Raw genomic sequence first — 26,404 nt, 5'->3', positions numbered from 1 at the left:
TTTAGATGTAATATAAAAAAAACTTATTGAATTGAATGCTTGACCTAGCTAAGAAAATAATACTTAAAGTATTTAATCCAAAAATAATAAAAGCTTTTGGACTTTACTACTTATTTCTTGTTACAGCATTTAAGTTACTGCAGGGACTAAGCATTCCATATCACTTAGTATGGATAATTTCTGCAATTTTATTCAGGATAACTTCAACAATTTACAAGACTATTTTTATTGAAAATATTAGATTAGAAAATTATTATGAAATCCCAGTCATAAAAAATAAGAAAAAACTCTTTATTAAAAGTTGGATAGTTTTTAGGAATGCCCTTATTGGTGATCTTTTTATAGTTTTAGGAATAGTCCTGTTAATATTTCCTGGAATAATCCTTGCAAAACGTTTTCAATACGTCGATGTGATTTCAGAAGACCTTTCATTAGGCCCATTAAAATCTCTAAAATTAAGTAGCCAAATTAGTAAAAAAAGAGGATGGGAAATATTTTTTTCTAATATATTGATTTCTATAAGTATTACTTTCCCAATTTACTTCTTAATACTGCTGAATAAATCTTTTTTTGACTTAGCTAATGCAATATACCTAATGTGGGTTATTTATTCTGTTGATGTATTCATCATTATGCCGAACTACAAAAAACATATAAACGAAAAGTTGAGTAATTAATCAATAGGTTTTACATTACAACCTCGTTGGGATAATAAATCAAAAGTAACAGCATTTAGAGAATATGAATATATTGGTTTATTGTCTATGAGGTAAGTACCAGTTGAACTAAGCATATTTGGGACGTAAGCCGACATCTGATTGTTTTTGCAATATATATCAATAAAAACATCGAAATCATCTTCATAAAAACCCTCTCCATTTGCAACTGGATATGTTGTTTTAATCCTAAAAATTATTGAATCAGGATTAGAAATTGAATCCCCTTTAATTTTCATGAATTTAAGCCAGGACCATTCTTTTTCTATAGGTGTTGCTTTCTCAAAACATTCGCCCATTTTATCCTTATCCCAGTACTTACATGATTCTTTTATGAAGAACCATCCCTTCCCTTTTGGTTTAATACTCCCTTTTGGTCCTGGATAATAATTACTTTTATAATCTTTTTTCTTTTGATTCCTTGTGAGGTTGGATATAGCTTCTTGAAATTTTATATATTCTTCTCTATTTCCACTTTTACCAAACTTCCAACGTGCTTTTTGATTTATGAAATTTTTAATAACGTTTGAGGAAATTGCAAAATTCAAACCTTCTGTATTTTTGATATCAAATGTATTTATTCCAATAACACACCCATACTTATCCAAGAGTGGGCCGCCCGAATTGCCAGTATTCAAAGCAACATCTGTCTGAATTATTTCCCCATTTTCTCTTATTGCACTAATAATGCCTCTAGTTAATGAAAAATCTAGGCCTTTCGGTGTACCTATCGCAAAAACATCATCACCAACTGCAATAGGTCTTTTACTGAAATTTATTACTTCACCTTTTAGTCCTTCCATCTCTAGAATTGCAAGATCATCAACATATTTCTTTTGACTATTCATTCCAGTAATATTTGCATCCGCAATTATGTATGCCCTTGTTTTATTACGATCAGCCCAAAGTATCTCAATATCATCTTGCCCTTTAACAACATGTAAGTTTGTTAGAAAATATGTTTTATTTTTTGTCTGATTAATTACAAATCCAGTACCAATTGAGTTACCAGCTTTTACTGTCACAATCCCAGATATATTATTTTGATAGATATCTTTTATTTTTTTAGAATTACTGCATTTAGAGCTTAAAGGGAATGCAAAACCTTTTGAAATTTCGCCAATTGGGGAAATTGCGAAAGAGAAGAAAATGAAAAGCTTTAAAATTAAATTTATTTTTGAGTTCATTATTTATTAAATCAACTAATCTTCATTTCGAATTTAAAAATACACTAAATCTAAAACCATATTTTTAAATTTAATTTAATATTTTTAAATTTACAATCTTTGAATTGGGCAAAATAAATTAGTTTTATAAATAGAGCTAAGAGTAGAGCTAGGAAATAATTTATACTAATTAAAACTAATCAAATTAATCAAAATCTTGTCTCAAATTAACTTCTAAACCCAGTATAAGTTTTGAATATAACTAGCGTCTTATGTATTTCTCAAAAGTTAGCACTAGTGCTTTGGGAGCACTAGGTCGCAGGTTCGAATCCTGTCGCCCCGACTCAATCAAAACCAAGTCACACTAGAGAGTTTCCCAAACTCTCTTTTTTATTGCTTTCTTTTAGAATAATGAGACTGAGCGAGCTTTGAGCGAGATTCTGCTATACCTTGCATAACCTTGCTGAGTGGTATCGCTCAAACTGATTATGACATTCACAAAATAATCCCAATAATTCCTATGATTAGAAAAAAAACAACAATTACAATGAAATCTCTGCTTTCAAGTAAAAGATCAAAAGCAATATTAGGAATTGGTTTAATAGCTATTGGTATTGGTGCAATTTCAAAAAAGGTTATCAGCTATCCAACTGGAGGCTGCATGAAAGGTACTCAGGAAATGACTTTAAATAAAGGGATAAACAAGTTCTTTATTTAACGAGTAAGCATTTACTTAAAGGACTTCTTTTAAATTACGTACATATAAATCTTGCATTTGATGAAGCCAATCAACCTTTTCTGACCAGCAAGTTTCATCAGTCAAATCACCCGATGATTTTTGGTGAAAGAAATATCCTCTTTTTTCTCCATCTCCGAGAGGGGCGCCAAGAAACTTTTCTAATGCTTCTTGATGAGGTTCCAACTGCAGGAATATGTTCTCAATTTCTGCATTTCGACCACCTCGAACAAATAAACCTACTTCCTTTTTTCCAATATAAATAGAAACCCAAAGATCAGAGTCAGGAACTTGACGCCAATGAGAACTAGTCGCCAAACGTCCGTCCCATTCTTCCTGCTCTGGATGACGTTCAAGAAGATGTTCCCAAAAGCGAAGTCTCCATTTACTCAATCCACTAAGTTCTCCGGATGATCGTACTTGTTTTTGTATTTGACGATCCCAATCATTTGGCTTAGCAACGATTTCGAATAATGGAGCAATTGGAGAATTACCAATTTGTACAGCTTTTACCTGAACAGCAAAAAAAGCAAAAGGTGCGACAGTGTGATCATTTAGCCAATGCACTGCAGATATATGAGGATCTCTAAAACTGCTGGCAACCCAAATAACAACTTGAGCTTCTAATCCAGCTAAATAGGTAAGGATTTGTCCAAGATGTGTGTGATCGGTCTGTTCTAATTGGTTTTCAATAAGAACTCTCGAGTCGTTTTGGGGGTTCCTGGCAAGGATATCCGCTGAGAATGAATCAACACTAACTTCTTGACCTTCTAATTCAAGAGGTATACCTATAGCTGCAGATAATCGATCAAGATTGTCGGCAAGCCAAGGAGTAAAATCTTGTGCTTCATGACTCCATGCTTCTCTAAGATTTACATTCTTTAATGTTCCAAGTTTTGTATCCATTTCTATAACCTATTATCCATCTAGCCTATCAGCATAATCTCTTAAAATTTCTGCCATCTTTTGAGGTGGAATTTCTTCTTGATATTCTCTACATAAATCAAAAAATTTATCAAGGAAATCTTTCATTGAAGAGGACATAAAAAAGAGGGGTTTATCCCTCTATGTTAGATCGACTGTCAATCGTATTTAATATAGCGGTACAAGTAGTAAGCGTTTCATTTAAGCGAAAAGTTCGATCGAATATACGGTATCCTTACAGTTATTTTTTTTATCCCATTCCTTTGCGAAAGGAGATTCCATCTCTGCACCTAATTTTTCTAAGTCAGTACAGTTCATTAATAAATGAGATTTGTGTTCGTTGACTTTTACAAACTCATAATCAGTTACAAACTCCTTGCACATTTCTTCAAGAAATAATGTCGTTACATCATTTTTAAATTCTTCAAATGTACAGCTAAAAGTAGAAATGATGAGAGTGTTCATAAAAAAAGGAGCTAATTGCTCCTTATTTTAGATCGACTGTCAATCGCAATCTATGAGTAGACTTTGGCAACTATTGGACCAGCTTCTTCATCAGTAAATACGGGTGTGGTTTCCCAATTTAGAAATTCACCCCATTCAGCGGCGTGTTGATATATTGCTTTTGGATCATCAGTCTTTAAAACTATCCAACCCTCTAAAGATCCGGGCGCGTGATATCTTCCAATCATCTCAACTCCAGGATAATCTCCCCCTCCACCAAGAAATTTTTCTGCACCTTTTTGATGATATCCGGCCTTAAATGACCAATGCTGAACGTAAAGCATTTTATTTTTTAATTTTTATTGGCTTTCTATTACTAGCAAAAAAAATAATTCCTGAAAATAAATGTTATTAATTGCCTCTTTTTTAGATCGACTAATGATGAATATATATTTATATCCTACGATCTAGTGCTCATAGGGCACTAGGTTGCTTGTGAGCGAGATTTGAGCGAGCTTTTGCTTATTTATGCAACACCTTGCTATATCTTTCTACTTTTTAAGACTCATAAATTTTCTTTTAATACCAATTAATAAGCTATAGCCTCACTTGTTTCTCATGGGGGCTGTCGCAATTTGCGTAGCGGGTGCTTTGGGAGCACTAGGTCGCAGGTTCGAATCCTGTCGCCCCGACTCTTAGAATCCAAGTTATAGACCGGTTTCCTAGCCTGTCTTTTTTATTTTCTAAATTCTGTCCTCAAAGATTGCGGACAAATTGCGGACAAATTGTTTTTTTTAGAAACAAATTTATAATTTAGATTATCTTTCAATCAAATATATGAAAGGAAAGTTTTTCTTATTTTCAGTAATCCTTTTAAACACCTTATTTATTGGCCATTCTAGAGCCGAGTCCATTCACGAAAAGTGCCTCAAAGCTCAAGATTATCAAGGATGTGTTAACGCGCTAAGTAAGATGGACGATAAAAATAAAAAAAATATCTTTAATATTTTCAAACCAAATAAATTAAGCAGCTGCATAAGAGACCTTAAACAAATAAGAGAAAATGAAAGCAACTTCAATATCTATACCCAAAGACTAGGAGAACTAAATGATGAGAGCTACAATTTAGCCTGCGAATCAATACTTGCTGTAGATAAAAAATATAACGTTTTCTCCGATTTCAAAAAAACTTGCTTCCTTACTAATTACCATGCTTTTCTAGTATCAAATGACAATTTAGTAAAAAAGAAATTCTATTCACCTAGAAATATCTCTAACTATTGTGATTGTTATGGAAAAAATTATTCAAAAAGTTTATCTTGGTTCAATTCAGATAATAAAAAAATTGGTAGCTCCTGCGCCATTAAAGAAATGTACACTTTTAAAAATGCGGGATATAGATACTATGATCCAGAGTTTTTATTAGGTGTTTTTCATAACAGAGATAATACTTGGGATTATGCTCTCGATGATTCATCTGTAAAACAGAAAATGATCCGTAATAAGTACGGGAGATATCTTACATTTTTTGGAAAAACTAATAATCCTTTTACGGGTGATTATATTCCTGCGAAACCAGGATATATAGATTGTGATTGGGGTGGAAGCGGAAGTGCCTATTATGATCGAGATTATGGAAGTGGTAGTTGGTCATCTGGAGGATCTTGCTATGGAGAAGAGGGAACAGATGAAATAGTAATTCCAGATGGGGTTGATAAACGTTTTTATAAATACACACTTGACTGTGTTGACCTTACCTTTGACAGGAAAGGGGATCGAGTTAATTATGCAGGAGGAGCTATGAAAGGTTGGATGAAAATAGGAAATGATCCAACAGCTGTTATGGCAGCTGATATTTATTGTCCAATAATTAAAAGACTTAGTAGAAACTAATTGTTTGAATATACTGCGGACAAATTGCGGACAAATATTACTTAATTTGTCATGTCAAACTTCGCAGAACTAAGCAAAAAATTAAATATAGCTTGAAAACCTAGTGCTGAACTATGGATGTTAAGTGCTTTGGGAGCACTAGGTCGCAGGTTCGAATCCTGTCGCCCCGACTCTTAGAAACCAAGTCATACTAGAGAGTTTCCCAGACTCTCTTTTTTATTGTTTGTTGTCTCATACCCCCAAAGGGGAGCTGTAGGGGGAGCTAGAATCTTCGAAGATCCCCCCTAGGTGATTAGAAGTAGCTATTGAAGATACTTGTTTTCTTCCATCCTTCCTCTAATAATTCCTTATATTCTTTCCTGGCTGATTCGATAGTTTCAACCCTGCTTCCTTTCCTAACTGGTTTACTACTTCTCTTATAAACACATCCATAGGAAATCATCATTGCATCAATACTAGGAGAAGGTTTAGAAACATCTTCGAAAGGTTCGAAAACTTTTATCCTGCTCCTGTCCTTATTTATAAGAGTAAATTTCTCCATACATATATAATAATTTTCTCTATATATAATGAGTAAATTTTTTAATTAAATATCAATAATTCCAGAAGGTTCTCCTTCTAGTCTTTCCATTGCTTATCTTGATTTCTTCAATTTTGATTTATTTTCTCTATCAATAAATAACCCCACTCTGAATAATCGAGAAGGCTGTTTGCATGACAGTACACCTATCAATGAAAAAGACTAGCAAACTTATTTAAATTACTTTTCAAGTCTTAAGTTAAGACTAGATTTCTTATCAGATATATGACATTAATATAAAAATAATAAAGTTAATTTATTTAAGGAGTATTAATACCATCTTTTAAACCGAATAAATTTAAAACAGCAGGAATTAATAATAAAACGGTTATTAATCTGACCGCGTGTAAAGCAGCAACTGAAGCACCTACTCCATACTCAGATCCAACTAGGCTCATCCCTATTGTCCCTCCAGGAGCAGAACCTAGTACTGCAATGGCAGTATCAATTCCTAAAAATTTACTTATTAGAAATGCTATTAAAAGTCCAGTTATCAATAAAGAAAATGTGATAATTAATGCTGGCTTCCACAAGTTCTGTAATTCGGTTAAGGTTTCTTGATTAATTCCAGTCCCTATCACAGTTCCTATTCCTATCCCAAGTGCTGTTTTTGTACCTAATGGCCAAACTGCAACATCAATTAGACCACTCGCACTTAAAACCCCAGCTCCAATGATAGCTCCCAATAAAGAAGCAGCAGGAATACCTGTGAAGATCATTAAAGTTCCTAAACCTGCTCCAGCAAGTATATAAAAAAAAAGTGTTAATAAAGAAGGCATTTTGAATAAATAAATTGTTCTCTTAATTAATTAATACTTTTTAATTTGAGATAAACAAGTTAATTATTTAAAATTTACTTTTTTAATGTGTCTTTAAAATTTATTTGTTAATCTCAAAATGCAAATAGGATTAAATTTTTAATAAAAAATGAATATTTTTGATGAAAAAATTTTTAAAGCCTTTATAAGTATTTGTTTAATATTACTAATACTGATTTTCAGTATTATTGCTTTCAATCTAATCTCCTTGAAAACTTGGGCAAATTATCAAACCATTTGTATAGAACAAGAGAGTATAGATACTACAATCCCTTGGGCAGTAAGAAAATGTAATGGGCGATCAAAAGTTTACCAAGTAAAGTAAATCTTCTCTTGAAGGAATTTCTTCCCATTTAGTACTCATTAATGAGTTACACTTCCGTCCATGATTGTGATATTTGTATCGATTGAGTTAGCCCAGCGTAACTTGCTTAGCTCCTGATATTCAGAACTGTTGTAAGCATCAATTGCAGCTTGCTTTGATGGGAACTCAATAATCACAGATAATTTTCCACCTTTCCCTTCAACAGTTTGACCATCTAGATCCTTCGCAAATACAGAACCACCCACTGACTCTATCCAAGGTTGAAATGCTTCAACATATTCAGCAAACGCTGGATTTGTAACTGTGGTAGTAACGAGCCAAAATCCTTTAGACATTAAGATAAAAAATAAATTCTTAGGACTTTAACATGAAAGCGAAAACAGCTAGTAGTGAAAGCAGAAATTGGTTCATCTGTTGTCTTTATTTAATCCGTAAATAGATAAAAGAGGATTAACTATCAAAACAAACCAAAAAGGAGGAGGAGGTCCACCATCGACAATTGTTCCAGCATTAAAAGAATTGAATATAGCTACTGCTAAAAAACAAAACATCAAAGCTAATTCACCAGATAAAACTTTTCTTAAAGAGACTTTATCTTTTATAGAACTACAAATAATCAATAAACAACCAATTCCCAAATTACTAGCTGCTACTACATCTGAAGTACCTCTTACAAGAAGCAATGTTTCACTTGAAGCATCACCTGCAATAGTTTCCACTGAAAAAATGAGTAGAAAAATAATTAACAATCCCCAAAGGATATGAAGCGCTCCAATAGTTTTTAAAATATTTTTTAACTTCATAAAAAAAGGAGCTAATTGCTCCTTATTGTAGATCGACTTTCAATCAATATATATATGTAAAGAATTTAACTTTTTAAATATTTCCAAAGATATTAAATACTAAGCTGAATTGATTTATAAATTAATTTTGAAACACATTATTTCTCTTATTACTTTTCTTTTGATATCAATTCCTATATTCGGATGTTCAAATAAACCAGTAGAAAAAGAAATGAAAATGCCAATGTTATTTAATACGAAAGAAGAGGCAGAAAAAGAGGCCTATAAATTTGCTTGTGAAGGCGCTCATCAAATGGGTGATAAATGGATGCCATGCAGTATGCACAAACATAACCATTAAAAAAAGAGGTTTTTTATCCCTCCAATTTTAGATCGACTGTCAATAATTTATTTTTATCCATATGAATAGTAAGCACTCGGTTGTAAGAGGGATCTGTAGGGGGATCTAGGATCTATAAAGACCTTATAAAATCTTCGAAGATCTACAAAAAGGTGCTTAGTTTTCTATACCCTCTTGATCCATCACTTTCTGAACGCCTTCATAGGCTTCAGTAATTTGCTTCAACACTTGGATCAAATATTCATTACCGCATTTGGTTTCTCTGTTTACCTCATCCAATATCGTGTTTATTTCTTCAAACGCAGGTTTAAACCACTCCTCCATTTGCTCATCAGTTGGCTTAAACATAATCAATTAAATAATTATTATATAGATCAAGTCTAGAAAAACTGTATTGGGCCAAGTATTTTATTTAAAAATTTTTTTAATATGGGTGGTTCTTTAATTTCATAGATTGGTGTTTTATTTGAGATTGATTTATTATTGGTATTATTTTTTTGAACCATACATTTAAATTTTTAACTAAGTAAATATAGTATGTTTTGCAAAATTTATTATTAGTTTTTTTACTTGAATAGGGACTAAATTTAACCTAATAAGTTATCCAAGTTACTTCTCATGCTTCCTTGAGGGGTCCATTTCCAGTTAGAAGAAATAATGTGACATTGAAAGGTAAATAATTTATTCTTGTCTACTTAATAATTTCATGCGCTGATAGTTGAATTAAGTCATAATCTCTTTAAATATTTGAATTAATCCTAAAAAAACTTAATGGCAAAATATTCAATTAAGTTTTCAAGATATACTTCATATTTTTTTAGAAATTCAACAACAACATCTAATAAAGGAACTGGTTTTAAATTAAATTCTGGTTTCTTTTTTTTAATAAATTTAGTTGTTCCTCTGTGTACTCCATTAACTAATTTATTAATTGCCCCTTATTTTAGATAGACTGTCAATTAAATCTCACGCAAAATTCACGCAAAAATAGCTTTTTTTCAATTATTTAATCAAACCAACCTACTCAAAACTATAGCAAATACTTAAGTATCAATTATAGCCTTGTTCGTGCGGGTGCTTTGGGAGCACTAGGTCGCAGGTTCGAATCCTGTCGCCCCGACTCTTAGAATCCAATTTATAGAAAGGTTTCCCAGCCTGTCTTTTTTATTGGTTACATTTTAGAATAATCAGACTGAGCGAGCTTTGAGCGAGATTCTGCTATACCCTGCAATACTTTGCTGACTGAACTCGCTCACTATGACTTAAATAAGCAATAAACAAACAATGGTTCCAATACTAAAAATTAAACTCCAACCCTGAGAATTAATTTTCAATTTAAAAATTATTTATATGTAATGAGTAAAAAACCTAAATAGGTTAAAAACCATTTATTCACAAGAACTTTTACTTGATGATGACTGAATTAAATTACCCATCCAATTTTTAATATCTGATAATACTTCCAAATCTAATTTGTAGTAAACCCATCTACCCTCTTGTCTATCAGAGATAAGACCTTAATCCTTAAGGATTTTTATATGATAGGAAATTTTAGATTGAGATAATCCAGTTACTTTAACTATGTCGCAAACACATATCTCTCCACCCATCATTAATTCAAGAATATTTATTCTAATCGGATCTGAGAAGGACTCCATTATCCCAATAAATTGCTCACTATCAATCTTTTTAAGTTGTTCTAACAAAATCAAAAGATCATTAACTTTTTAAATACTAACCTAAAAAATTTAATTACACATATCAAAAATAATTGATATATCAATTATTTTTGATATATATTATATTATGTTTTGATATTTCTATGAAAATTGGAATTAACGGATTTGGAAGAATTGGTAGGTTAGTTTTAAGAATTTTATGGGAAAGAAAAGATGTTGAAATAACTCATATAAATGAAATTAATGGGGATTCTTTAACTGCATCTCATTTACTAGAGTTTGATTCTGTTCATGGTAAATGGAATAAAAATATAGCTTCAAATGACAACGAAATAATAATTGAAGATAAAAAAATTTCCTTTACATCAATAAAGAACTATCTTGATGTTCCATGGAATAAATCTTCGGTTGATCTTGTTTTGGAATGTACAGGTAAAAACAAAGCTCCTAAAGAATTAAATCCATACTTTGATTCTCTTGGAATAAAAAAAGTAATAGTTGCTTGTCCTGTAAAAGGAATTGTGGGAGGGGAACAAGCACTTAATATTGTTTATGGAATTAATCAAGCCCTTTATAAACCTGAAAAACATAAATTAATTACAGCAGCATCCTGTACTACAAATTGCTTGGCTTACTAGTTCTAAATTACCTTCCTATTCTTCCAACAGCCTCAATTGATTTTTTTAAAATTTCTCCTTTCAAGGGAACGAAACCCAAGGCAGGCGCTTTATCTTGGTATTCATCACTGAGTAATTTATAGAATGTATCTTGAATTGCCTTAGTATTCCTGCCATTACCTTTTTCATAAGCAAGTACCCAAGTTAAGGTTGCTATTGGATAAGCTCCTTTAACAGTGGGGTTTGGATTTTTACCGGCCAAGTTCTTATCAAGCTTTATTCCATTTAAAGCTATTGAACCTGATTCAGTATTGGGGGTAACGAATTCACCAGAAAGATTTTGAAGTGCAGCAGCCTTAACATTACCTTTAATGTATGACTGATTTACATAACCAATTGCACCTGGAGTATTTTGAATAACACCTGCAACACCAGAATTACCTTTAGCACCAACTCCCGAAGGCCATTTAACAGATTTACCAGTACCTAAATTCCAAGTTTTAGAGAAAGCCTCCATAGAATTTGTAAAAGCTTTAGTCGTGCCTGAGCCATCAGAACGATGTGCCCAAGTTAACTTACCTGATTTACAACCTAATTCTTTCCAGTTTTTAACCATACCCATAGCGACACGTACTGCTTGCTCTTGAGTAAGTTTTAAATCGCAATCGTAGTTATATCCAAAGGCAATAGTGCCACCTACCATAGGTATTTGAACAAGTCCTCTTTTAACTTTCTCTATATCAGAATCTTTCATTGGATCATCTGATGCTCCAAAATTCACAGTTTCGTCTATGAAAGCTTTTCTTCCAGATCCAGAACCTACTGCTTGATAATTAACTCTAGGGCCTCCAGATTTAGCCAAGTCAAAAAACCACCTGGTATAAATCTTCGAAGGAAATGATGCACCAGCTCCACTCAATCTTTTTGAAGCCATCGCAGATGGAGAAAGTATTAATGAAATTGCAGAAGATAAAATGAGAGTTTTTTTAAAAATACTCATTAGCGACTTAGATTAAAGACAATTCATTTATAGCATCAAACAAAAAGCGAAATACAAAGATTAAGAAATACATCAAAATATTTTGATATAATCAAAAACTATTGATATATACAACCTGGTCGCTCGTTTTAAACTCTTATTACTTGCATAAAAAAGAGGGTTTTATCCCTCTATGTTAGATCGACTGTCAATAATTTCTATTTATCTTTATCAAAAGAAGTTACTCGGCAGTATGGGGCGCTAAAGTGTCATAAAAAGTCTATACGGGTACTTACAATAATAAATAGTGAGTCTCAAATAGCTTTCTATAACTATGATTTAGCTAAGCTATAACTTAATTCTTGAAGATTTCTCATAGTTACGCCCGAGTCCTTTAGGAGCACTAGGTCGCAGGTTCGAATCCTGTTGCCCCGACTCTTAAAAAGCAATTCATACTAGCGAGTTAACCAGACTCGCTTTTTTATTGTCTGCAATCTCAAATAAGAAAGGAGCGCTAGCATCTTCGAAGATTTTGAAAAGGTGCTTAATTTCTTACTTATAAGTATTGAGTAATGCTATATAAATTCCCAACAATACTAATGTTGCTACACCTAAACCAATAACCGTATTTGGTTGATTATTCCAAAGCCCCTGAAAATATCCCATAAAAAAAGGGCGTTAGATTCGCCCTCGATATAAAAGCGTGATAATCCCCATCACCCAGCCTTTTAAAAATCCTAGCACTATATATAGTGTTTGTAAGTGATAAAAATTACCTATCGATGGGGTTGTTTGTTCCTTTTTAATTTGTCATGATAGAAATCCCCATCATCCAGGCTCGCAAGGGTCTTTTTTTTTGCCTGTAATAACAAATATGTGAAAGATTCAAAAAGCGACATAATAAGAGTCTCTGTAGATACACAAAAATTCCATCACAAAATACCAGGATACTTTTACTGAAGTTAAGGTATTCAATATGTCACTAAAAAATCAAACTAATGGTATTTATCCATGGGATTATCAAATAGGAGATGATAATTTCCAATTAGAGCCTTGGATTTTAGAGAAAGGAAAAGAATATGTGTCTATTGAGAAAAATACAGATAACAAAGGTTTTTTTTACTTACAAAAGAATGCGGAGAAACGTCTTTCTCTCAAGGCTATACAAATAAAATCGACGTATAACCAATTGATGAAGTTTGGATATAAATTGAGAATTAGCTAGTTCTAATTTTCTAAAACTAAATTTTAGCGATATTTAACTTTGGTTTTAAAAAATTAAATAAGAATTTGAAATGATTTACAGGTGTTGAATCAAAAACTAATTATTTGTTTTAAATAATAAAAATCTATTATTAAGTTATTAATTTACAAAAAATGGAAATAACTTTAAAAGAAGATACCTTATTAGGTTTAGAGACCTACGATGTTTTAGGTTTTAATACTGAAGAGGAGCTTGAATTAGCAATTTCAAAACTTATTAAAATTAGACCTGAATTTGAAAATAATCTAAATTAAATTTCATAATCGAGTGTAATTCAATAAAAAGTTAAAAGGAGAATTAATAGCTATTAATAAATAAAGGATATTAATGAACCTAAAAATCAATATAAATTTCTTAGAAAAATATTTAGCTAATTTTGTAAATGATATTGAATATAAAAGGATTACAAAAAAATTGAAAGAATATGATTTAATGGCAGACGTTGATGATCAAAGATTTCATCATTTTTGTTCTTAAATTTAAGTATATTGTCGAGATTGAAAAACATCTTTTTACGACCTAGTTAATATGAGACACTAGGTTGCTTGTGAGCGAGATTTTAGCGAGGATTTGCAATACCTTACATAACTTTGCTGAGTCATGTCGCTCTAGTCACTTGGTTTCTCATCAAATAGGTCAGTTCTTTGCCAACCTTGTGATATTAATTTTTTCCAAATTTCTCTAGCCTCCTCTAGCTTAAATTCTTCTCTTTTTTGCAATAGTGGTGGTTCTTTGCCTAAATATCCAACTATCTTTCCATTGTCTATAAATACATATTTATTAAATTGATCCTCACTATCTCTATTCTCAGTAAATCGCCTTACTTCTGATCTATTGGAATTAATTAAAAAATGATTAATATATCTTAAACATAACTCTTGGAAATATTGTGACTAAACGATTAGAGGCTTTTAAACTTGCAATAGAGAGGTCACTTGCATAATAGAATTTTCAATTGATAGAAAAATTTTATCTTTGGTGTCTCTTACTTTTTGAGTAATTGTTTTGATTGCGATTCATAGCAAATATTGCTCTGATTAAAAAAAATACTCTTCAATGATTAAAGTCTTAATTACTCTTCTAACTTCATTTCTTATTTGGATTGGCATTGTAAAAATATTTACCAAAGATAATGAGAATTCAATTAATGTACTTTTAAGTAAATTGTTTAATGATTTTACTTTAATCTTTAGAAATATAATTACTCTTATTGATGTTCTTTTTAAAAGCTTCATTCAAATATATGAACTTTTTGGAACATTTTTAAAAAATGTATCTGAAATATTTAAGTCATTGATGTCTGCTTTTATTCAATTTCTAAATCTCTTTAAAATAATAGGAATTACTTGTTTATCCTTTATTTCTTTATGTAAGGAATTATTCAAGGAATGCCTAAAAATTAATATATTTAATAATTTTGAATTAGCACTTAATAATAATGATTCTGCCAAAAATAATGTAATTCAATTAAATGAAAAAACAAAAGAAAATAAAAAGGAAGAAAGTTTTATTCCCTCTTTTTTAGGTCGATTTTCATTTATTAATAAGTAATCAATACATTTTATTTTTTTTTACTTTCTTTGGAAAAGAATATATAAAAGATTATCTAGATAAATTAATTTCATAATAAAAGAGATTGCACTCCAGCCATTAGGAAACAATCTCTTTCTTTTAGTAATAATTAGTAAGTTGTGTGGAACTTGGTTTTTTAAGCCAATCTTATTGAATTCACTGGTGGACTATCAATCATTTCCGATTCCTCCATTCGATTAATAAAATATTAGTCAATCTAATTTATGTTGTATATGCGTAGTTATGCTGATTTCTTTTTGTTTACATGATTGACACTCGATCTAAAATAAGGGGCATTTGCTCCTTATTGTAGATCGACTGTCAATTAATAAATTTATAAATTCTATGATCTAGTGCTCATAGAGCACTAGGTCGCAGGCGGGCGACAAACGGGCGAGGATTTTATATTTATGGATAATTTTTATACCTTTAACCTGTTTTTGAGACTCACAACTTCTCTGATATTGCAACTAACTTGCCATAGCCTGAATTGTTTATTTAGGTTACTGTCTCAAATTGGAGGCCGGGTGCTTTGGAAGCACTAGGTCGCAGGTTCGAATCCTGTCGCCCCGACTCAATCAAAACCAATTCATAGGCAGCTATCCCAAGGTTGCCTTTTTTATCTCTCATTTGTCTTGAAAACTCAAATAGCGATTAAATAGCGATTATTTGTATAGCTTTGATATACCTAGTAGGCTTAATCGCTAAATATCACTACCAATTTGGCTCAGTAACTTGCCATCCTGCTGTGATTAATTGTTGATATTCTTTCCTTGCTTCTTCTATTTTTATCTCTTTTCTTGTTTTCATAAGTGGAGGAGCTTCGCTATTAGAACCAACAACAATTCCAGAATCTACAAACATGTACTCAAAAAACTTATCCTTATTTTTTTTATTCTTTGTAAAACGTCGTACCTCAGTCCAGTCAGGACATATTAACCATGCCTCCTCAGTAACTTTCCTAGAGTCTTTATCCATTTATTTCCCTTTATTTCTTGCTCCATTCACATTGATAGGCGTATTTCTTATATATCTTCCCATATCCTTTTTCAACGATAAGTTCTTGAATATTAACTCCGTTTTTAAATAATTCACCAACAGTTCTTCCATATTTATCTTTAGTGATTCTTTTAATAGAAACTTTCTCATTAGCCACTAATTTATTCACAAAATCTCTCGCTTCTTTAGCTGGAATAGGATCCGCCTTCCAACCTTTTAACTCTGGAGTATCTATACAAGCCAGTCTTATCTTTTCGGCCTTTAAAGTAGTACAAGTATCTCCGTCATAGCAGTCTTTTATAAAAACAATTGGAAATGATGCGAATGCTAATTCAGACGCAGGTAAAGCGAGAGCAGCTAGTAGTGGGAGTAGTAAGCGTTTCATTTCTTGTTCAGTCTTTGTAATCCTGACAATAACCGCCAGGGCTTTGGACATCTAGTTTTTCCTGAGCCTCTCGATAACTAATTACACCCCCTACCCATGAAGCGCAGATATCTTTTTTGCTTTGACAACTAGTCAAAAGTAATAAGATTAAAGGTACAAGCAGTAATCTTTTCATTAAAAAAGAGGGTTTTATCCCTTCAGTTTAGATCGACTGTCAATCATTAATAAGTAGCTAATCCTTCAACTCTTCCTAAACATTTGAAAATTTAACCTAATTACCACCACATACCGAGATTTAATTTTTTTGCATCCCTATTACATGCAAGCTCACACTGGCTTAACTCTTTGACTGAGAGAGCCTCAAGTATTCTTGCCATATCAATAGAAGATAGTTCTCCATTAACGTTCCACTTAAGTGTAGTTTTACGTTGAGGTGTGTTTTTTGTTTTCTTCATCATGACTTTTTAAGGTCGGGAATAATTAAATAGCATGATTATTTAAAATTCTCAAATATTTATTGAATAAAAGAGTATAAATTACCAAAAAAATATGAAGTTTTTATAAGTTAACCAATTAAATTTATTTTTAAAAATCTAGAAACTATAGGTGTTAATTATCCATCTAATCTATCAGCGTAATCCCTTAAAATTTCTGCCATCTTTTGAGGTGGGATTTCTTCTTGATATTCTCTACATAAATCAAAAAATTTATCTAAGAAATCTTTTATTGAAGAAGACATATAAAAAGAGGGTTTAATCCCTCTAATTTTAGATCGACTGTCAATCAATAATATTTTACTCTTTAATAAAAGCACTAGGTCGGAGGCGGGCGACAAACGGGCGAGGATTTGTATATTTATGGATAATTTTGTATACCTTTGACCTGTTTTTGAGACTCACAACTCCTCTGATATTGCAACTAACTTGCCATAGCCTGACTTGTTTATTTAGGTTACTGTCTCAAATTGGAGGGCGGGTGCTTTGGGAGCACTAGGTCGCAGGTTCTAATCCTGTCGTCCAGACTCAATCAAAACAAGTCGTAGCAAAGAGTTAACCAGACTCGCTTTTTTGTTGCTTTTACTTGTTGGCTCATAGCCGCCAACGAACTTAAATGAGGATATCTTTTTGTAATTAAAAATCAATACTTACTTTACTTATTTATTATTTGCAACTATAAGTAATTAAGTTAAAAATTTTATTAAGTGAAATTATTTAAAGCTTTATCTTTAACTACACTTGCTTCTGGATCAATTCTTTCTGTATCAGCTAATGAATACAAATTTGAAGATATCAAATTTGATCAAGTTAAAATTAAGCAAGATATATACGAGCCAAAAGACAAATTAGATGAATATATAATTAAAGGAGCAACCTATTCAACTAAGTTTGTTCCTTTAATGAATAATGGTGCGCAAGGAAATGAATATACGAGCATCATGGCGAATGATCTTAATAGATTATTAGTTGATGCTGGATTTAATTTTACGAATGCAAAAGCAAATGGTGAGATACAAAAAATCCCATTTCTTGCTCAGACTTCCGTAAATATTTCTAGCGGAACAGAATCAGATACAAGCTTCTCAATCAATAGTTTGATGAAACTTGGCGAACTTGCAACAGATGAAGAAGGCGATTTAAAAACTCTGGCATTTTCTCAGGCAAGATTCGCTACTGCAACTAATGCAGATGGTTCCACCATTAATCTTGGTTTAGGAATTAGAAATCGCCCTAACAATGTATCTATGGTTGGAGCTAATGCGTTCTGGGATTACAGAATGACTGATTATAGCGATGCACACAGCAGACTTGGATTAGGTGGAGAATATTTCTGGAAAGATTTTGAATTTAGAAATAACTGGTATATGTCAATAACAGATGAAAAGGATGTAACTATAAAAGGTACATCATATAAAGAAAGAGTAGTACCAGGATGGGATGTGGAACTAGGTTACAGATTGCCAAATAATCCAGAACTTGCTTTCTTTGTAAGAGGTTTTAATTGGGACTATAAACATACTCAAGATAATTCCGGATTAGAAGGATCAGTGAGTTGGCAAGCTACTCCGCACGTCAGTTTTGAAGCTTATTTATCTAATGAAATTTCTGCTACTTCTACTACATTAAACACCTCTCTGCCAGGAACAGATGAAACTTTTTTTGGTTTAAGAATGAATATTACCGGTAAGCCAGTCAAATTTGAGAGATCAAATTATAAGAAAAATATGATCACTCAAATGACTCAACCAGTCAAACGTAATTATGATATTTTACTTGAAAGATCGACAGGAACATTCACAAATAGAGCAACCAGTAAATAGCTCTTAATTCTTTAATTAGTTACTAAATTTTTGATCACCCAATTATGACTACTTTTAAATCACAAAACTATCTTCTCAAGCTTACTACTGGATTTGGTGTATGTATGAGTGCTTTCTTTCTTACGCCTGAGCCTGTAGAGGCAAATGTTTGTAGTTTAGAAAATCCTTCATCTATTAATGCAAATGGTTGTTATAAAACACCAGATAGATATGTCGTCAAGATACTAGAAATGGGACTCTGTACTTCTAATCCTTTATCTGGGACTGATTTCGATGGTTCTAGTTGTACAGCAACTTATACAAATACTAACGGTATAGAAATTGATGTTGCCGCAGGAGCAGCAACTCTAAGTGGTGGTACTAGCACAAGACCCGCAAGTGCAACATATCCACATGCATACGTGAAGATGGCTAATACATTTGGGCTAAAGGGAAGTTATCAATTAAATAGCACGACATATTGTTCAAATAGTGATGCCACAGCAGATTCTACCTCTGGTTGTACAGCTCAAAATTTTACAGAAACATTGACAAGTTTCAGTGGGAGTTGCAGTAATCCATATGATGCTGATGATGCAAAAGCAAGTGAAACTCTTACTGAAGGTACTATGGCAGCAAGATTGACTAATAGTTCTTATGTAACGGCAACAGCTTGTGATGCAACTCATTTGGTTGGAGCATTAGCACTGACTAATCATGTGGTGATTGAAGATAGTACTAAGGGATTAGAAGTGAAATTTACTGTATCTAATAGTGGAATGACGATAATACCAACTAATAATACTGGAAATATTGTAGGCCAATTTGGCGGTGGTCCTTTTCAGGCAGTTTTTAGCCTATATTAATTTAAACAATCTCTACTGTTTGTTCGATATGGAGGCCTTTTTTTACACCTAAGACTCATATTTCATTTTCTCTAAGACTTAGTTCCCAGTTTTTTTTCGTTATTGTCATAAAGAGACAACAAATCGCCAACAAATATCTCATAATTTGCCATGTCAAATCTTGCAATACCCCGCAACTATTTAGTCATGGTCAGTAGACATAGTACCCTACTAGGGTTTTAAGTGCTTTGGGAGCACTAGGTCGCAGATTCTAATCCTCTCACCCAGACTCTAATAATCCAAGTAATAATAGCGTTATTCCTAACTCGTTTTTTTTCTCATTTGTCTTGAAATTCTAAGGGCGAGGAGCGGGCGAGGTTTTGTATTGATTTAGGAGACTTTGAGGATGTATCGCCCGCGATGACTAAAAGTAAGACCCAAAAATACTATTCTTTACCACCCTTGGTCTAATTCCATATATTTTTTCTTGCTGCCTCAATAGTTTCTTAGCTGCTGCCTTTCATAACTGGTTTACTAATTCTCTTATAAACAAATCAGTAACTAATCATCATTGCGTCAAGAGAAGGAGAAGGTTTAGAAACAGCTTCGAAAGGTTCGAATACTTTAATTCTCGATCTATCCTTATTTATCAAAGTAACGTTATATACTAATTGTTCTTTTCTCTTAATTCTGGAAAGCAATTTGCAATATGTATTAACTCGTAAACTTCTTCACTATCGTATTTTTTATTTGGAACTCCACTTCCAACTTCTATTCCTTTAGCTTTCATCTTCTTTAAAATGAGCTCCTGTCTTTCTTTGCTAGACATTGAATTATATTTTTTCCTCCTTTCTCCCTTATCCAAAATAAAAAAACTTATCACTATAGTTCCAATACTAAAAATTAAGCTCCAGCCCTGCGAGTTAATCTTCATTAAAAATGAATATAAGGAATAAGCGTTTCATTTTTTTGAGGTCATTTTGAAGGTTAGATAAGCAAAGCCACCTAGTAATAACAAACTAACAACACCATAAGTAATTGCTATTCCATACATATGAATCATTTAATCTTTCTTTTTGTCTTTCTTTTTTTTGTTAGTTCCTTCTATATATGGAACAAGTAAGTCTAGTAACCACCTTTTAAATATGTCTATTGGGTTTTTCATTGTTTTACAATAATTCCACCAACAAATGTGCTTCCTAAAAGTAATAACACCATTAAAAGAGCAATTAATTTAGGTAAACTTCCCATCATTATTACTGATATTTATTGAGTAATCGATTATAAATTACCAACAGTAATATTACTCCACCCATACTATAAGCTGCATGGGTTGGGTCATGGTGATTCTGCCAAAGCTCTTCTAGTGGGAGTAGTAAGCGCATAATCGATTTAATAGCAAAGTACGCTATCCGCTTTAATCGACTCTTCAATTAGTACATTGGGCATTGCAAACTCTGCTCTATATCCATGAAGAAGCGTATTATCGTAACCCCTCGATTTAGCCGAAATTTCTGAGACATATATGGTAACGTTAGAATTTTTTAAATTTTCGAGGTGTTCGTATAAATCTCCAGTACCCTTAGCAACTATTTCACCAGCTGTTTTACAATTTAGGATGTTTACTCCGTTTCCCTCTAGAAAAAGAGTTACTTGATGCCCTTCGTCTTCTGCAGTAAGGGCAGCCAATAAACCTAAAGTTACTTTATTTTTGGATTTTAAACCGCTGCAAATATTAACTAGTACTTTATTGTCAGTAATGATAGACATTTAATTCTGCTTAAAATTTACTTCTTTAATCTAGGTTTTTCTTTTGACTTTATCAACCATCTAATCTATCAGCGTAATCCCTTAAAATTTCTGCCATCTTTTGAGGTGAGATTTCTTCTTGATATTCTCTACATAAATCAAAAAATTTATCTAAGAAATCTTTCATTGAAGAGGACATAAAAAAAAAGAGGGTTTTATCCCTCTAATTTTAGATCAACTTTCCTAAAAAAATATCAAATCTACGACCTAGTTAACAGTGAGCACTATGTCGTAAGGGGGAGCTAAGGTTCAAAACTTCTCATATAGGAGTATATACTTTGTACCAGATTGAGACTCAAACTCATTCCACTAACTCATATAAATCCTATTTATAGTAGAGAAATATTGATTAATCTCAAGTGAATTAAGGAGTGCTTGGGGAGCACTAGGTCGCAGGTTCGAATCCTATCGCCCCCTAAACTATAAAAACCAATTCATAGGCAACCATCCCAAGGTTGCCTTTTTTATTTCTCAGAAGTCTCAATAATTCAAACATCGATTAAATAGCGATTATTTATATAGTTTTGATATACCTAGTAGGCTTAATTGCTAATTATCACTTGGTTTATTCAATACCTCCAAGGTAACACTCCAACTCTGACTAATTAAATTTTTCCATTCTTCCCTAGCCTTTTCAATCTTTAATTCTTCTCTTTTTTGAATTACTGGTGGTTCTTTTCCTAATACACCAACTATTTTTCCAGTATCAACAAACATATACTCAAAAAAACTATAGTTATTAGTTTGTATTTTTTATAAAACTACTTACCTCCGATCTATTCGAATTAATTAACCAATACAGTTGAGCCATTAAAAATACTATTTATATTTATTGAGTAATGTTATATAAATCCCTAAAAATACTAATGTGGCTACTCCTACACCAATAACAGTATTTGGTTGATTATTCCAAAGCTCCTTAAAAAATATCTTAAAAAAATCTATATTCATTTAAAGAATTGGATATGCTATCCAACCAAATAAGGTGTAGTTAATAATGACAGCCATGAAGCCTATCATTGCAAGTCTGCTATTAGTTCTTTCCGCAATAAACCAATAGGTATTTGGCCATTCAAAAATTTCCTTCATATTGGATATTTGATCTTCGGAAAGTGGAGTCTCTTTAGGAGTATTTTCCTGTTCAAGATAATATTTACTATCTGGGTAATAGCTTTCGCTTGAAAAACCATCTTTAAAATCAATCATTTTATTTGAAATCTGAATTTATATATTTTAAGAACTAAAAAGTCTAAATAGGTTAAATAGCCATTTATCTTTTAGGCCATTCCTTCTGCTATTCCTAAATAAGTTCGAAGATTTTCAAAAAGATACTTATTCTAATTATCTTCATTCAAATCAGAATATTCAATTTCTTCAGCTTCTTTTTTTGCATCTTGCTTAAAAGAATTAACATTCGTTTTATCAATTGCTATTAGTAATCCTCCGATTAATGATAAATTTCGAGCAATCGCCATTAATTGAAGAGGTACTAAATGAAAAATAATCGTTGTAGGGACTAAGAAAATGAGAAGTAGTGAACACGCAAGTTTTGTTTTTTTTGAAAAAATTAATAGTATTGAACCACAAATTAAAAGTACTATTGCTGCAATTAATAAAAGATTGGAAAGTGGCTCTGGGAACCCTCTGCTTGTTATGTATTGTGCTTGACTACCAAAGTTAGCAATCTTTGTTGGTATGGCATTTACAAAAATCGCACTAAGAAGTAATTTAGCAATAAAATTTAAAGAATAAAATCTTTTAAAGTCCATAAAAAATGTATCCGCTATTACATAAATAGCTTAATTAGTCCATTTTACAAGGATCATCTTTTACAAAAAAGTGCATAAATGAGTAAACATTTAATAGATGATTTAGGGAACTAGTACTTTATCTAGCGATTATTTAGCGATTATTTAGCGATTAATTGTATACATAGGGAAAACTTTGTATACATTTGTTGAATTCCTGAGACTTATTTAAAAAACTAGCTTTTGACTCATAAGTCTTACTAATACTAGTGTCATGAGGATATTGTCTAAAATTGGAAGGCGATTACTTTGGGAGCACTAGGTCGCAGGTTCGAATACTGTCGCCCCGACTCTTGAAAACCATATCTCACTGCAGATAGTGAAAATGTCAGGTAATTAATATTTTTGAGGAGAGAAAATTAGTATATTTAATTTTCTGTTGTAACTCCAATTCCATTTATATGGCTCAAAGTCTTTCAATTCATTTAACTTATCGTATTTCGCTATGAAATTCTGTAAAGATTTAGAACGTTCCAAATATCCTGGATGTGTACTTTCTTTGTCTGTATCCGCATCCCATTGAGACTTTTCTGCAATAAAAGTGATCTCATCAAGACATGTTTCCTTAGCAAATCCAGCATTAATCATCATCTTTGCAGCATTATTATCAGCAATCATTTCAGACTCTCTATTCAACTCTTTTTGCAAAAGTTCTTTAATCAAATCTTTTTTATCTTGCACTTTTTCATCACTCTTTTTTGTTCCATCAGAATTAATTGGTATTTCAACTTTATTTTTATCTTTTAATTTTTTTAGTTTTTCTGATAACTTAATTGATTGTTTGATGTGATCATTAAAAACTATATGGGATAATTCATGTCCAATTGTGCAACCTAAATAATCTGGTTTATCCTTATATGTAATAAAAGATGATTTACTAAGCCAGACCACATCATTCCAGGCATAAGCCTCTATCCCATTGTATAAATATGATTGATTTATAAGCTCATTAATACTTACACCATTAACTTTTTTATGGTTCTTATATGGATCTAAATTCCTGTAATACCAACATCCGTCCTTTTCGCATAATCCTAATTCTTCTGCTCTATATTCCATATAAATTCCGCTTGCTATAGAAAATGGAATTTCTTTATTACCTAGATCATTCTTTGATGCAATTTTATCAACTATTTTTTTTATGATTTTATATTCTTTTGGCATAAAATAAGTTGAATTATTTCTCAAATGATTCGCTAAGTAGAAAAAAGAAAAAGTTAAGATAAAAATTCCAGTAAATAATTTGAATGAATGTTTGTTTTTTATATTTCTAAGCATCTAAATAATAAATATCTTTCTAATAAAGTAACTTAAAAAGAGAACTAAAAATTTTAGCAAGTTTGTTTTTTAATATTATCAAAAGTTAAAATGTCCTATTCTTTTTCCAATTATTAATAACCTTTCTAAGAAATTTTGGATCTTCAGAGTTAAGGATTGTTGGATATTTCTTTTCCAATTTATCAATTTTAAATTTTGGATCTTCATCTTCCAACATAAATAAGTCATGAAAAGCTTCTTCAAGCTTAATAATTCTTACAACTCTTTTTATTGATTTTGAAGACCATTCTCCACTAAATAAGACTAGATCTTTTTCTATACATGTGCCTAAATCTCTCATAGATGCTATGGATTTTTTCATTGTATTCCAAGTATTATCAAATTTTTCTGTAAATTTAAAACCTCCATACTTTGTTTCCGTATAAGAGACATCGCTCTTAAGAAATTTCTGATAATCTTCCACTACATCAAGTTTTAATAATGCAATATGTTCTTCTAAAGATTCATTATTAAGTGCATCTCTAAGAAATTTTTGCTTGGTAATAGTTAATTTGAATTCATTTTCCCCCGTCACGATAAATTGTGTTCCTTCAGATGGAAAATCTTCTGGACAATTTTTTCTATCCTCTGCTAAAAATTGACTATTTACAGAACAAAAAACTAACAATAATACAAATCCAGGAATCTTTAAAAATAAATTTCTCAGTTTCATTGATTATCCTTAAGATAAATTTTTGATTTTTCAATATATATAAATAATATATATTTTCTGCAGTAAGAAGTTACGCCCCATGTAAAGGATGAAAATTATGATTTTTGGATATTGATTGAAAATCAATCACTAGGCAATAATTTTCTTTTTTTTTATTTAACTTTTTTAAATATAGATTCTTAGTATTAGCACTATCTGAAAAGAATAATAAAAATAATATGATTCCAATTAAACCAAATAAGATAATTTTTAGTTGAAAACTTTCATAAGTTATCTCCTTTATTTTGTTTCTGCTAGAAACTTAGTAAAATGCTTATTTTTCAAAAAGAGTAATTTCCTGAGTTATTTTAAAATTATTACTTTAAAAATAATAAGAATAGGGAACTTCTTCTGTTTTTATCGAGTCGCCATAGTAACTTTCCGCTGTCTTCATCAATAACCAGTAGAAGAAATTAGCAAGTGTTTTCTGCATAAGAATTTCCATAGCTAATACTATTCAAATATAGATCTCAAACTAAAACATCGTAGAAAATACTTATTTAAATTTACCAATCCATGTCTTAAGCGTCATTAATATTTTTTTCCAAACCCTTGCAAGTTCTTTTAAAAGTGTTTTTACTTCCATATCTGCAGCTTAAGATACGTCTTGGAACTTGGAACAAATGACTTTAATTTCGTCATAAGATTGCTCTAGCAATATTATTTATGATCTGGATTAGCGATTAATTTTTATCTACAATTTCTCCTCCATACTCTCTTGCTATTTCGTCTAAACACATAAGAATATCTTTTTTTTTAATAGATCTGTTTCACTCAAATACCTAAGAAGAGTTCTTATTTGATCAATAGTATTTTCTTTTAATTCCTTCATTAATAATCTATTGCCATCTGCCAATAAGGAGATAATCCCTAAAATTATTCTCTAGTTAATTGTAATTTTCTAGAATTAATTTAATTTTTTTGTGAAGGTGTCAATTGTCCCCTTAAACTAGTTCAGTTATCTCCGATCAATTACTGCCAATATTCTTTTTCAAACTCTTTATTCGCTATATAACCATTAAAAAAACAAGATATTTCTTACATAACCATTGCTCTTCTAAGCTTTGCTGCTTCATCCAAACCTTCCATAATTGTAAACGTAGAATTTTCAGTGGCTACTTTTCTTAGCTTTGAAAACTCTTTATATTTTTCAGATTCATAAGCTTCAACGGCTGCCCTCATTGATGGAAATTCACAAATAACTGCTAAATTGGCATCCTCGGTCCTCTCCTTTCCTTGAGGCTCTGTATCTTTTGCAAAGACTTGACCTCCAACCTCTTTCAGCCATGGTCCAACTTTATTTACATATTCATCAAATAAATCTTGATTAATTATTTTGGCAGTTGATATCCAATAACCTTTAGCTCCTCTTTTATT

36 protein-coding genes and 1 tRNA gene are annotated in these 26,404 nt (G+C 31.5%); 12 read left to right on the top strand and 25 right to left on the bottom strand.

The features are described 5' to 3' along the window. Window positions 1-35 precede the first annotated feature (35 nt). A complete protein-coding gene (locus EU92_RS04550; RefSeq protein WP_032514239.1) occupies window positions 36-677 on the top strand; it encodes a hypothetical protein in 642 nt (213 codons plus the stop codon). On the opposite strand, the gene EU92_RS09405 is transcribed toward EU92_RS04550, so the two are convergent. Then, window positions 674-1,903, bottom strand: a complete 1,230-nt coding sequence (locus tag EU92_RS09405) for a S1C family serine protease (protein WP_052056059.1) — start codon at window positions 1,901-1,903, stop codon at window positions 674-676. The two genes, EU92_RS04550 and EU92_RS09405, sit on opposite strands and share 4 nt — an antisense overlap. Window positions 1,904-2,429: 526 nt before the next feature. On the opposite strand from EU92_RS09405, the gene EU92_RS09890 reads away from it, so the two are divergent. Then, on the top strand, window positions 2,430-2,600 hold the full coding sequence (locus EU92_RS09890; RefSeq protein ID WP_193741763.1) for a hypothetical protein: 171 nt from the start codon (window positions 2,430-2,432) through the stop codon (window positions 2,598-2,600). Between the two features lie 15 nt (window positions 2,601-2,615). Here EU92_RS09890 and EU92_RS09400 read toward each other — a convergent pair whose 3' ends face one another. From EU92_RS09400 to EU92_RS04560, 3 genes are all read right to left on the bottom strand, one after another. Then, a complete protein-coding gene (locus EU92_RS09400; protein ID WP_052045064.1) occupies window positions 2,616-3,524 on the bottom strand; it encodes a hypothetical protein in 909 nt (302 codons plus the stop codon). Window positions 3,525-3,743: 219 nt separating this feature from the next. Continuing rightward, window positions 3,744-4,007: a hypothetical protein gene (locus EU92_RS0108980; RefSeq protein ID WP_032512851.1), complete on the bottom strand. Its 264-nt coding sequence runs from the start codon at window positions 4,005-4,007 to the stop codon at window positions 3,744-3,746. Between the two features lie 50 nt (window positions 4,008-4,057). Further along, window positions 4,058-4,330, bottom strand: coding sequence for a DUF3303 domain-containing protein (locus EU92_RS04560; protein WP_019480434.1), 273 nt, complete (start codon window positions 4,328-4,330; stop codon window positions 4,058-4,060). 276 nt (window positions 4,331-4,606) lie between these two features. On the opposite strand from EU92_RS04560, the gene EU92_RS0108975 reads away from it, so the two are divergent. Beyond that, window positions 4,607-4,678: transfer RNA gene (locus EU92_RS0108975), tRNA-Pro, on the top strand. A gap of 145 nt (window positions 4,679-4,823) precedes the next feature. Next, window positions 4,824-5,879 carry a hypothetical protein gene (locus tag EU92_RS04565; RefSeq protein ID WP_032523556.1) on the top strand — a complete coding sequence of 352 codons (1,056 nt, stop codon included), beginning with the start codon at window positions 4,824-4,826 and terminating at the stop codon, window positions 5,877-5,879. 292 nt (window positions 5,880-6,171) lie between these two features. Here the strand turns inward: EU92_RS04565 and EU92_RS04570 are convergent, their stop codons facing one another. From EU92_RS04570 to EU92_RS04585, 4 genes are all read right to left on the bottom strand, one after another. Then, entirely contained in the window at window positions 6,172-6,420 is a 249-nt protein-coding gene (locus EU92_RS04570; RefSeq protein WP_032512848.1) for a DUF1651 domain-containing protein, read from the bottom strand. A gap of 299 nt (window positions 6,421-6,719) precedes the next feature. Continuing rightward, window positions 6,720-7,238 carry an AbrB family transcriptional regulator gene (locus tag EU92_RS04575; RefSeq protein ID WP_032512847.1) on the bottom strand — a complete coding sequence of 173 codons (519 nt, stop codon included), beginning with the start codon at window positions 7,236-7,238 and terminating at the stop codon, window positions 6,720-6,722. 402 nt (window positions 7,239-7,640) lie between these two features. Further along, the gene (locus EU92_RS04580; protein WP_032512845.1) at window positions 7,641-7,937 is read right to left on the bottom strand and encodes a DUF1330 domain-containing protein; all 297 of its coding nucleotides are present in this window, start codon (window positions 7,935-7,937) and stop codon (window positions 7,641-7,643) included. Between the two features lie 72 nt (window positions 7,938-8,009). Continuing rightward, window positions 8,010-8,405, bottom strand: a complete 396-nt coding sequence (locus tag EU92_RS04585) for a hypothetical protein (RefSeq protein WP_032512844.1) — start codon at window positions 8,403-8,405, stop codon at window positions 8,010-8,012. Window positions 8,406-8,532: 127 nt separating this feature from the next. On the opposite strand from EU92_RS04585, the gene EU92_RS09885 reads away from it, so the two are divergent. Next, window positions 8,533-8,745: a DUF3721 domain-containing protein gene (locus EU92_RS09885; protein ID WP_032512857.1), complete on the top strand. Its 213-nt coding sequence runs from the start codon at window positions 8,533-8,535 to the stop codon at window positions 8,743-8,745. A gap of 156 nt (window positions 8,746-8,901) precedes the next feature. Here EU92_RS09885 and EU92_RS04590 read toward each other — a convergent pair whose 3' ends face one another. Both EU92_RS04590 and EU92_RS10190 read right to left on the bottom strand, forming a co-directional pair. Next, window positions 8,902-9,093 (bottom strand): hypothetical protein, encoded by a 192-nt coding sequence (locus tag EU92_RS04590; RefSeq protein ID WP_032512843.1) that lies wholly within the window; start codon window positions 9,091-9,093, stop codon window positions 8,902-8,904. 1,169 nt (window positions 9,094-10,262) lie between these two features. Continuing rightward, window positions 10,263-10,451, bottom strand: a complete 189-nt coding sequence (locus EU92_RS10190) for an ArsR/SmtB family transcription factor (protein WP_241432566.1) — start codon at window positions 10,449-10,451, stop codon at window positions 10,263-10,265. A 116-nt stretch (window positions 10,452-10,567) separates the two neighbouring features. Between EU92_RS10190 and EU92_RS04600 the strand changes: the two genes are divergently transcribed. Next, a complete protein-coding gene (locus EU92_RS04600) occupies window positions 10,568-11,062 on the top strand; it encodes a glyceraldehyde 3-phosphate dehydrogenase NAD-binding domain-containing protein (RefSeq protein ID WP_241432565.1) in 495 nt (164 codons plus the stop codon). A 7-nt stretch (window positions 11,063-11,069) separates the two neighbouring features. Here EU92_RS04600 and pstS read toward each other — a convergent pair whose 3' ends face one another. Then, the gene (gene pstS, locus EU92_RS04605) at window positions 11,070-12,041 is read right to left on the bottom strand and encodes a phosphate ABC transporter substrate-binding protein PstS (protein ID WP_032523555.1); all 972 of its coding nucleotides are present in this window, start codon (window positions 12,039-12,041) and stop codon (window positions 11,070-11,072) included. Between the two features lie 955 nt (window positions 12,042-12,996). Here pstS and EU92_RS04610 point away from each other — a divergent pair. The 3 genes from EU92_RS04610 (at window position 12,997) to EU92_RS09875 (ending at window position 13,761) form a co-directional block, all read left to right on the top strand. Beyond that, entirely contained in the window at window positions 12,997-13,245 is a 249-nt protein-coding gene (locus tag EU92_RS04610) for a hypothetical protein (protein ID WP_032512839.1), read from the top strand. A gap of 152 nt (window positions 13,246-13,397) precedes the next feature. Continuing rightward, on the top strand, window positions 13,398-13,538 hold the full coding sequence (locus EU92_RS09880; protein ID WP_193741707.1) for a hypothetical protein: 141 nt from the start codon (window positions 13,398-13,400) through the stop codon (window positions 13,536-13,538). A 73-nt stretch (window positions 13,539-13,611) separates the two neighbouring features. Beyond that, a complete protein-coding gene (locus EU92_RS09875) occupies window positions 13,612-13,761 on the top strand; it encodes a hypothetical protein (protein ID WP_193741706.1) in 150 nt (49 codons plus the stop codon). A gap of 131 nt (window positions 13,762-13,892) precedes the next feature. Here EU92_RS09875 and EU92_RS0108955 read toward each other — a convergent pair whose 3' ends face one another. Beyond that, the gene (locus EU92_RS0108955; RefSeq protein WP_342665550.1) at window positions 13,893-14,129 is read right to left on the bottom strand and encodes a DUF1651 domain-containing protein; all 237 of its coding nucleotides are present in this window, start codon (window positions 14,127-14,129) and stop codon (window positions 13,893-13,895) included. A 211-nt stretch (window positions 14,130-14,340) separates the two neighbouring features. Between EU92_RS0108955 and EU92_RS04615 the strand changes: the two genes are divergently transcribed. Then, the gene (locus EU92_RS04615) at window positions 14,341-14,835 is read left to right on the top strand and encodes a hypothetical protein (protein ID WP_032512837.1); all 495 of its coding nucleotides are present in this window, start codon (window positions 14,341-14,343) and stop codon (window positions 14,833-14,835) included. 735 nt (window positions 14,836-15,570) lie between these two features. On the opposite strand, the gene EU92_RS04620 is transcribed toward EU92_RS04615, so the two are convergent. From EU92_RS04620 to EU92_RS10270, 5 genes are all read right to left on the bottom strand, one after another. Then, window positions 15,571-15,834 (bottom strand): DUF1651 domain-containing protein, encoded by a 264-nt coding sequence (locus EU92_RS04620; protein ID WP_032523554.1) that lies wholly within the window; start codon window positions 15,832-15,834, stop codon window positions 15,571-15,573. Window positions 15,835-15,844: 10 nt separating this feature from the next. Further along, on the bottom strand, window positions 15,845-16,240 hold the full coding sequence (locus EU92_RS04625; RefSeq protein ID WP_032512855.1) for a thermonuclease family protein: 396 nt from the start codon (window positions 16,238-16,240) through the stop codon (window positions 15,845-15,847). A gap of 7 nt (window positions 16,241-16,247) precedes the next feature. After that, a complete protein-coding gene (locus EU92_RS09870) occupies window positions 16,248-16,415 on the bottom strand; it encodes a hypothetical protein (RefSeq protein ID WP_193741705.1) in 168 nt (55 codons plus the stop codon). A gap of 100 nt (window positions 16,416-16,515) precedes the next feature. Next, window positions 16,516-16,698 carry a hypothetical protein gene (locus EU92_RS04630; RefSeq protein WP_413350859.1) on the bottom strand — a complete coding sequence of 61 codons (183 nt, stop codon included), beginning with the start codon at window positions 16,696-16,698 and terminating at the stop codon, window positions 16,516-16,518. A 155-nt stretch (window positions 16,699-16,853) separates the two neighbouring features. Further along, window positions 16,854-16,979 carry a hypothetical protein gene (locus EU92_RS10270; RefSeq protein WP_275040518.1) on the bottom strand — a complete coding sequence of 42 codons (126 nt, stop codon included), beginning with the start codon at window positions 16,977-16,979 and terminating at the stop codon, window positions 16,854-16,856. A gap of 462 nt (window positions 16,980-17,441) precedes the next feature. Here EU92_RS10270 and EU92_RS04635 point away from each other — a divergent pair, with 462 nt between their 5' ends. Together EU92_RS04635 and EU92_RS04640 are read left to right on the top strand one after the other, a co-directional pair. Beyond that, the gene (locus tag EU92_RS04635) at window positions 17,442-18,557 is read left to right on the top strand and encodes an inverse autotransporter beta domain-containing protein (RefSeq protein ID WP_032512833.1); all 1,116 of its coding nucleotides are present in this window, start codon (window positions 17,442-17,444) and stop codon (window positions 18,555-18,557) included. A 44-nt stretch (window positions 18,558-18,601) separates the two neighbouring features. Further along, window positions 18,602-19,402, top strand: coding sequence for a hypothetical protein (locus tag EU92_RS04640; protein WP_032512832.1), 801 nt, complete (start codon window positions 18,602-18,604; stop codon window positions 19,400-19,402). A 646-nt stretch (window positions 19,403-20,048) separates the two neighbouring features. Here EU92_RS04640 and EU92_RS04645 read toward each other — a convergent pair. The 8 genes from EU92_RS04645 to EU92_RS0108945 all read right to left on the bottom strand — a co-directional run. Further along, on the bottom strand, window positions 20,049-20,246 hold the full coding sequence (locus EU92_RS04645; protein ID WP_032512854.1) for a hypothetical protein: 198 nt from the start codon (window positions 20,244-20,246) through the stop codon (window positions 20,049-20,051). Window positions 20,247-20,773: 527 nt separating this feature from the next. Next, on the bottom strand, window positions 20,774-21,151 hold the full coding sequence (locus tag EU92_RS04650) for a DsrE family protein (RefSeq protein WP_032512831.1): 378 nt from the start codon (window positions 21,149-21,151) through the stop codon (window positions 20,774-20,776). 588 nt (window positions 21,152-21,739) lie between these two features. Continuing rightward, complete coding sequence (locus EU92_RS10360; protein ID WP_342665547.1) at window positions 21,740-21,907, bottom strand: DUF1651 domain-containing protein; 168 nt, start codon at window positions 21,905-21,907, stop codon at window positions 21,740-21,742. 234 nt (window positions 21,908-22,141) lie between these two features. Continuing rightward, on the bottom strand, window positions 22,142-22,396 hold the full coding sequence (locus tag EU92_RS09865; protein ID WP_032512830.1) for a hypothetical protein: 255 nt from the start codon (window positions 22,394-22,396) through the stop codon (window positions 22,142-22,144). Between the two features lie 131 nt (window positions 22,397-22,527). Next, window positions 22,528-22,977, bottom strand: a complete 450-nt coding sequence (locus EU92_RS04660) for a DoxX family membrane protein (RefSeq protein ID WP_275040524.1) — start codon at window positions 22,975-22,977, stop codon at window positions 22,528-22,530. Between the two features lie 357 nt (window positions 22,978-23,334). Beyond that, a complete protein-coding gene (locus EU92_RS04665; protein WP_193741704.1) occupies window positions 23,335-24,162 on the bottom strand; it encodes a M48 family metalloprotease in 828 nt (275 codons plus the stop codon). A gap of 199 nt (window positions 24,163-24,361) precedes the next feature. Next, entirely contained in the window at window positions 24,362-24,988 is a 627-nt protein-coding gene (locus EU92_RS04670) for a hypothetical protein (protein ID WP_032523431.1), read from the bottom strand. Between the two features lie 1,077 nt (window positions 24,989-26,065). Further along, on the bottom strand, window positions 26,066-26,404 hold a 339-nt coding region (locus EU92_RS0108945; RefSeq protein ID WP_158465659.1), incomplete at its 5' end, for a DUF1330 domain-containing protein.

Origin of the sequence: Prochlorococcus marinus str. MIT 9107, from assembly GCF_000759855.1 — a bacterium.
Lineage (GTDB): Bacteria > Cyanobacteriota > Cyanobacteriia > PCC-6307 > Cyanobiaceae > Prochlorococcus_A > Prochlorococcus_A marinus_N.
Note: the sequence above shows the minus strand (reverse complement) of the source record. Positions and strands in the feature narration are given on the sequence as shown.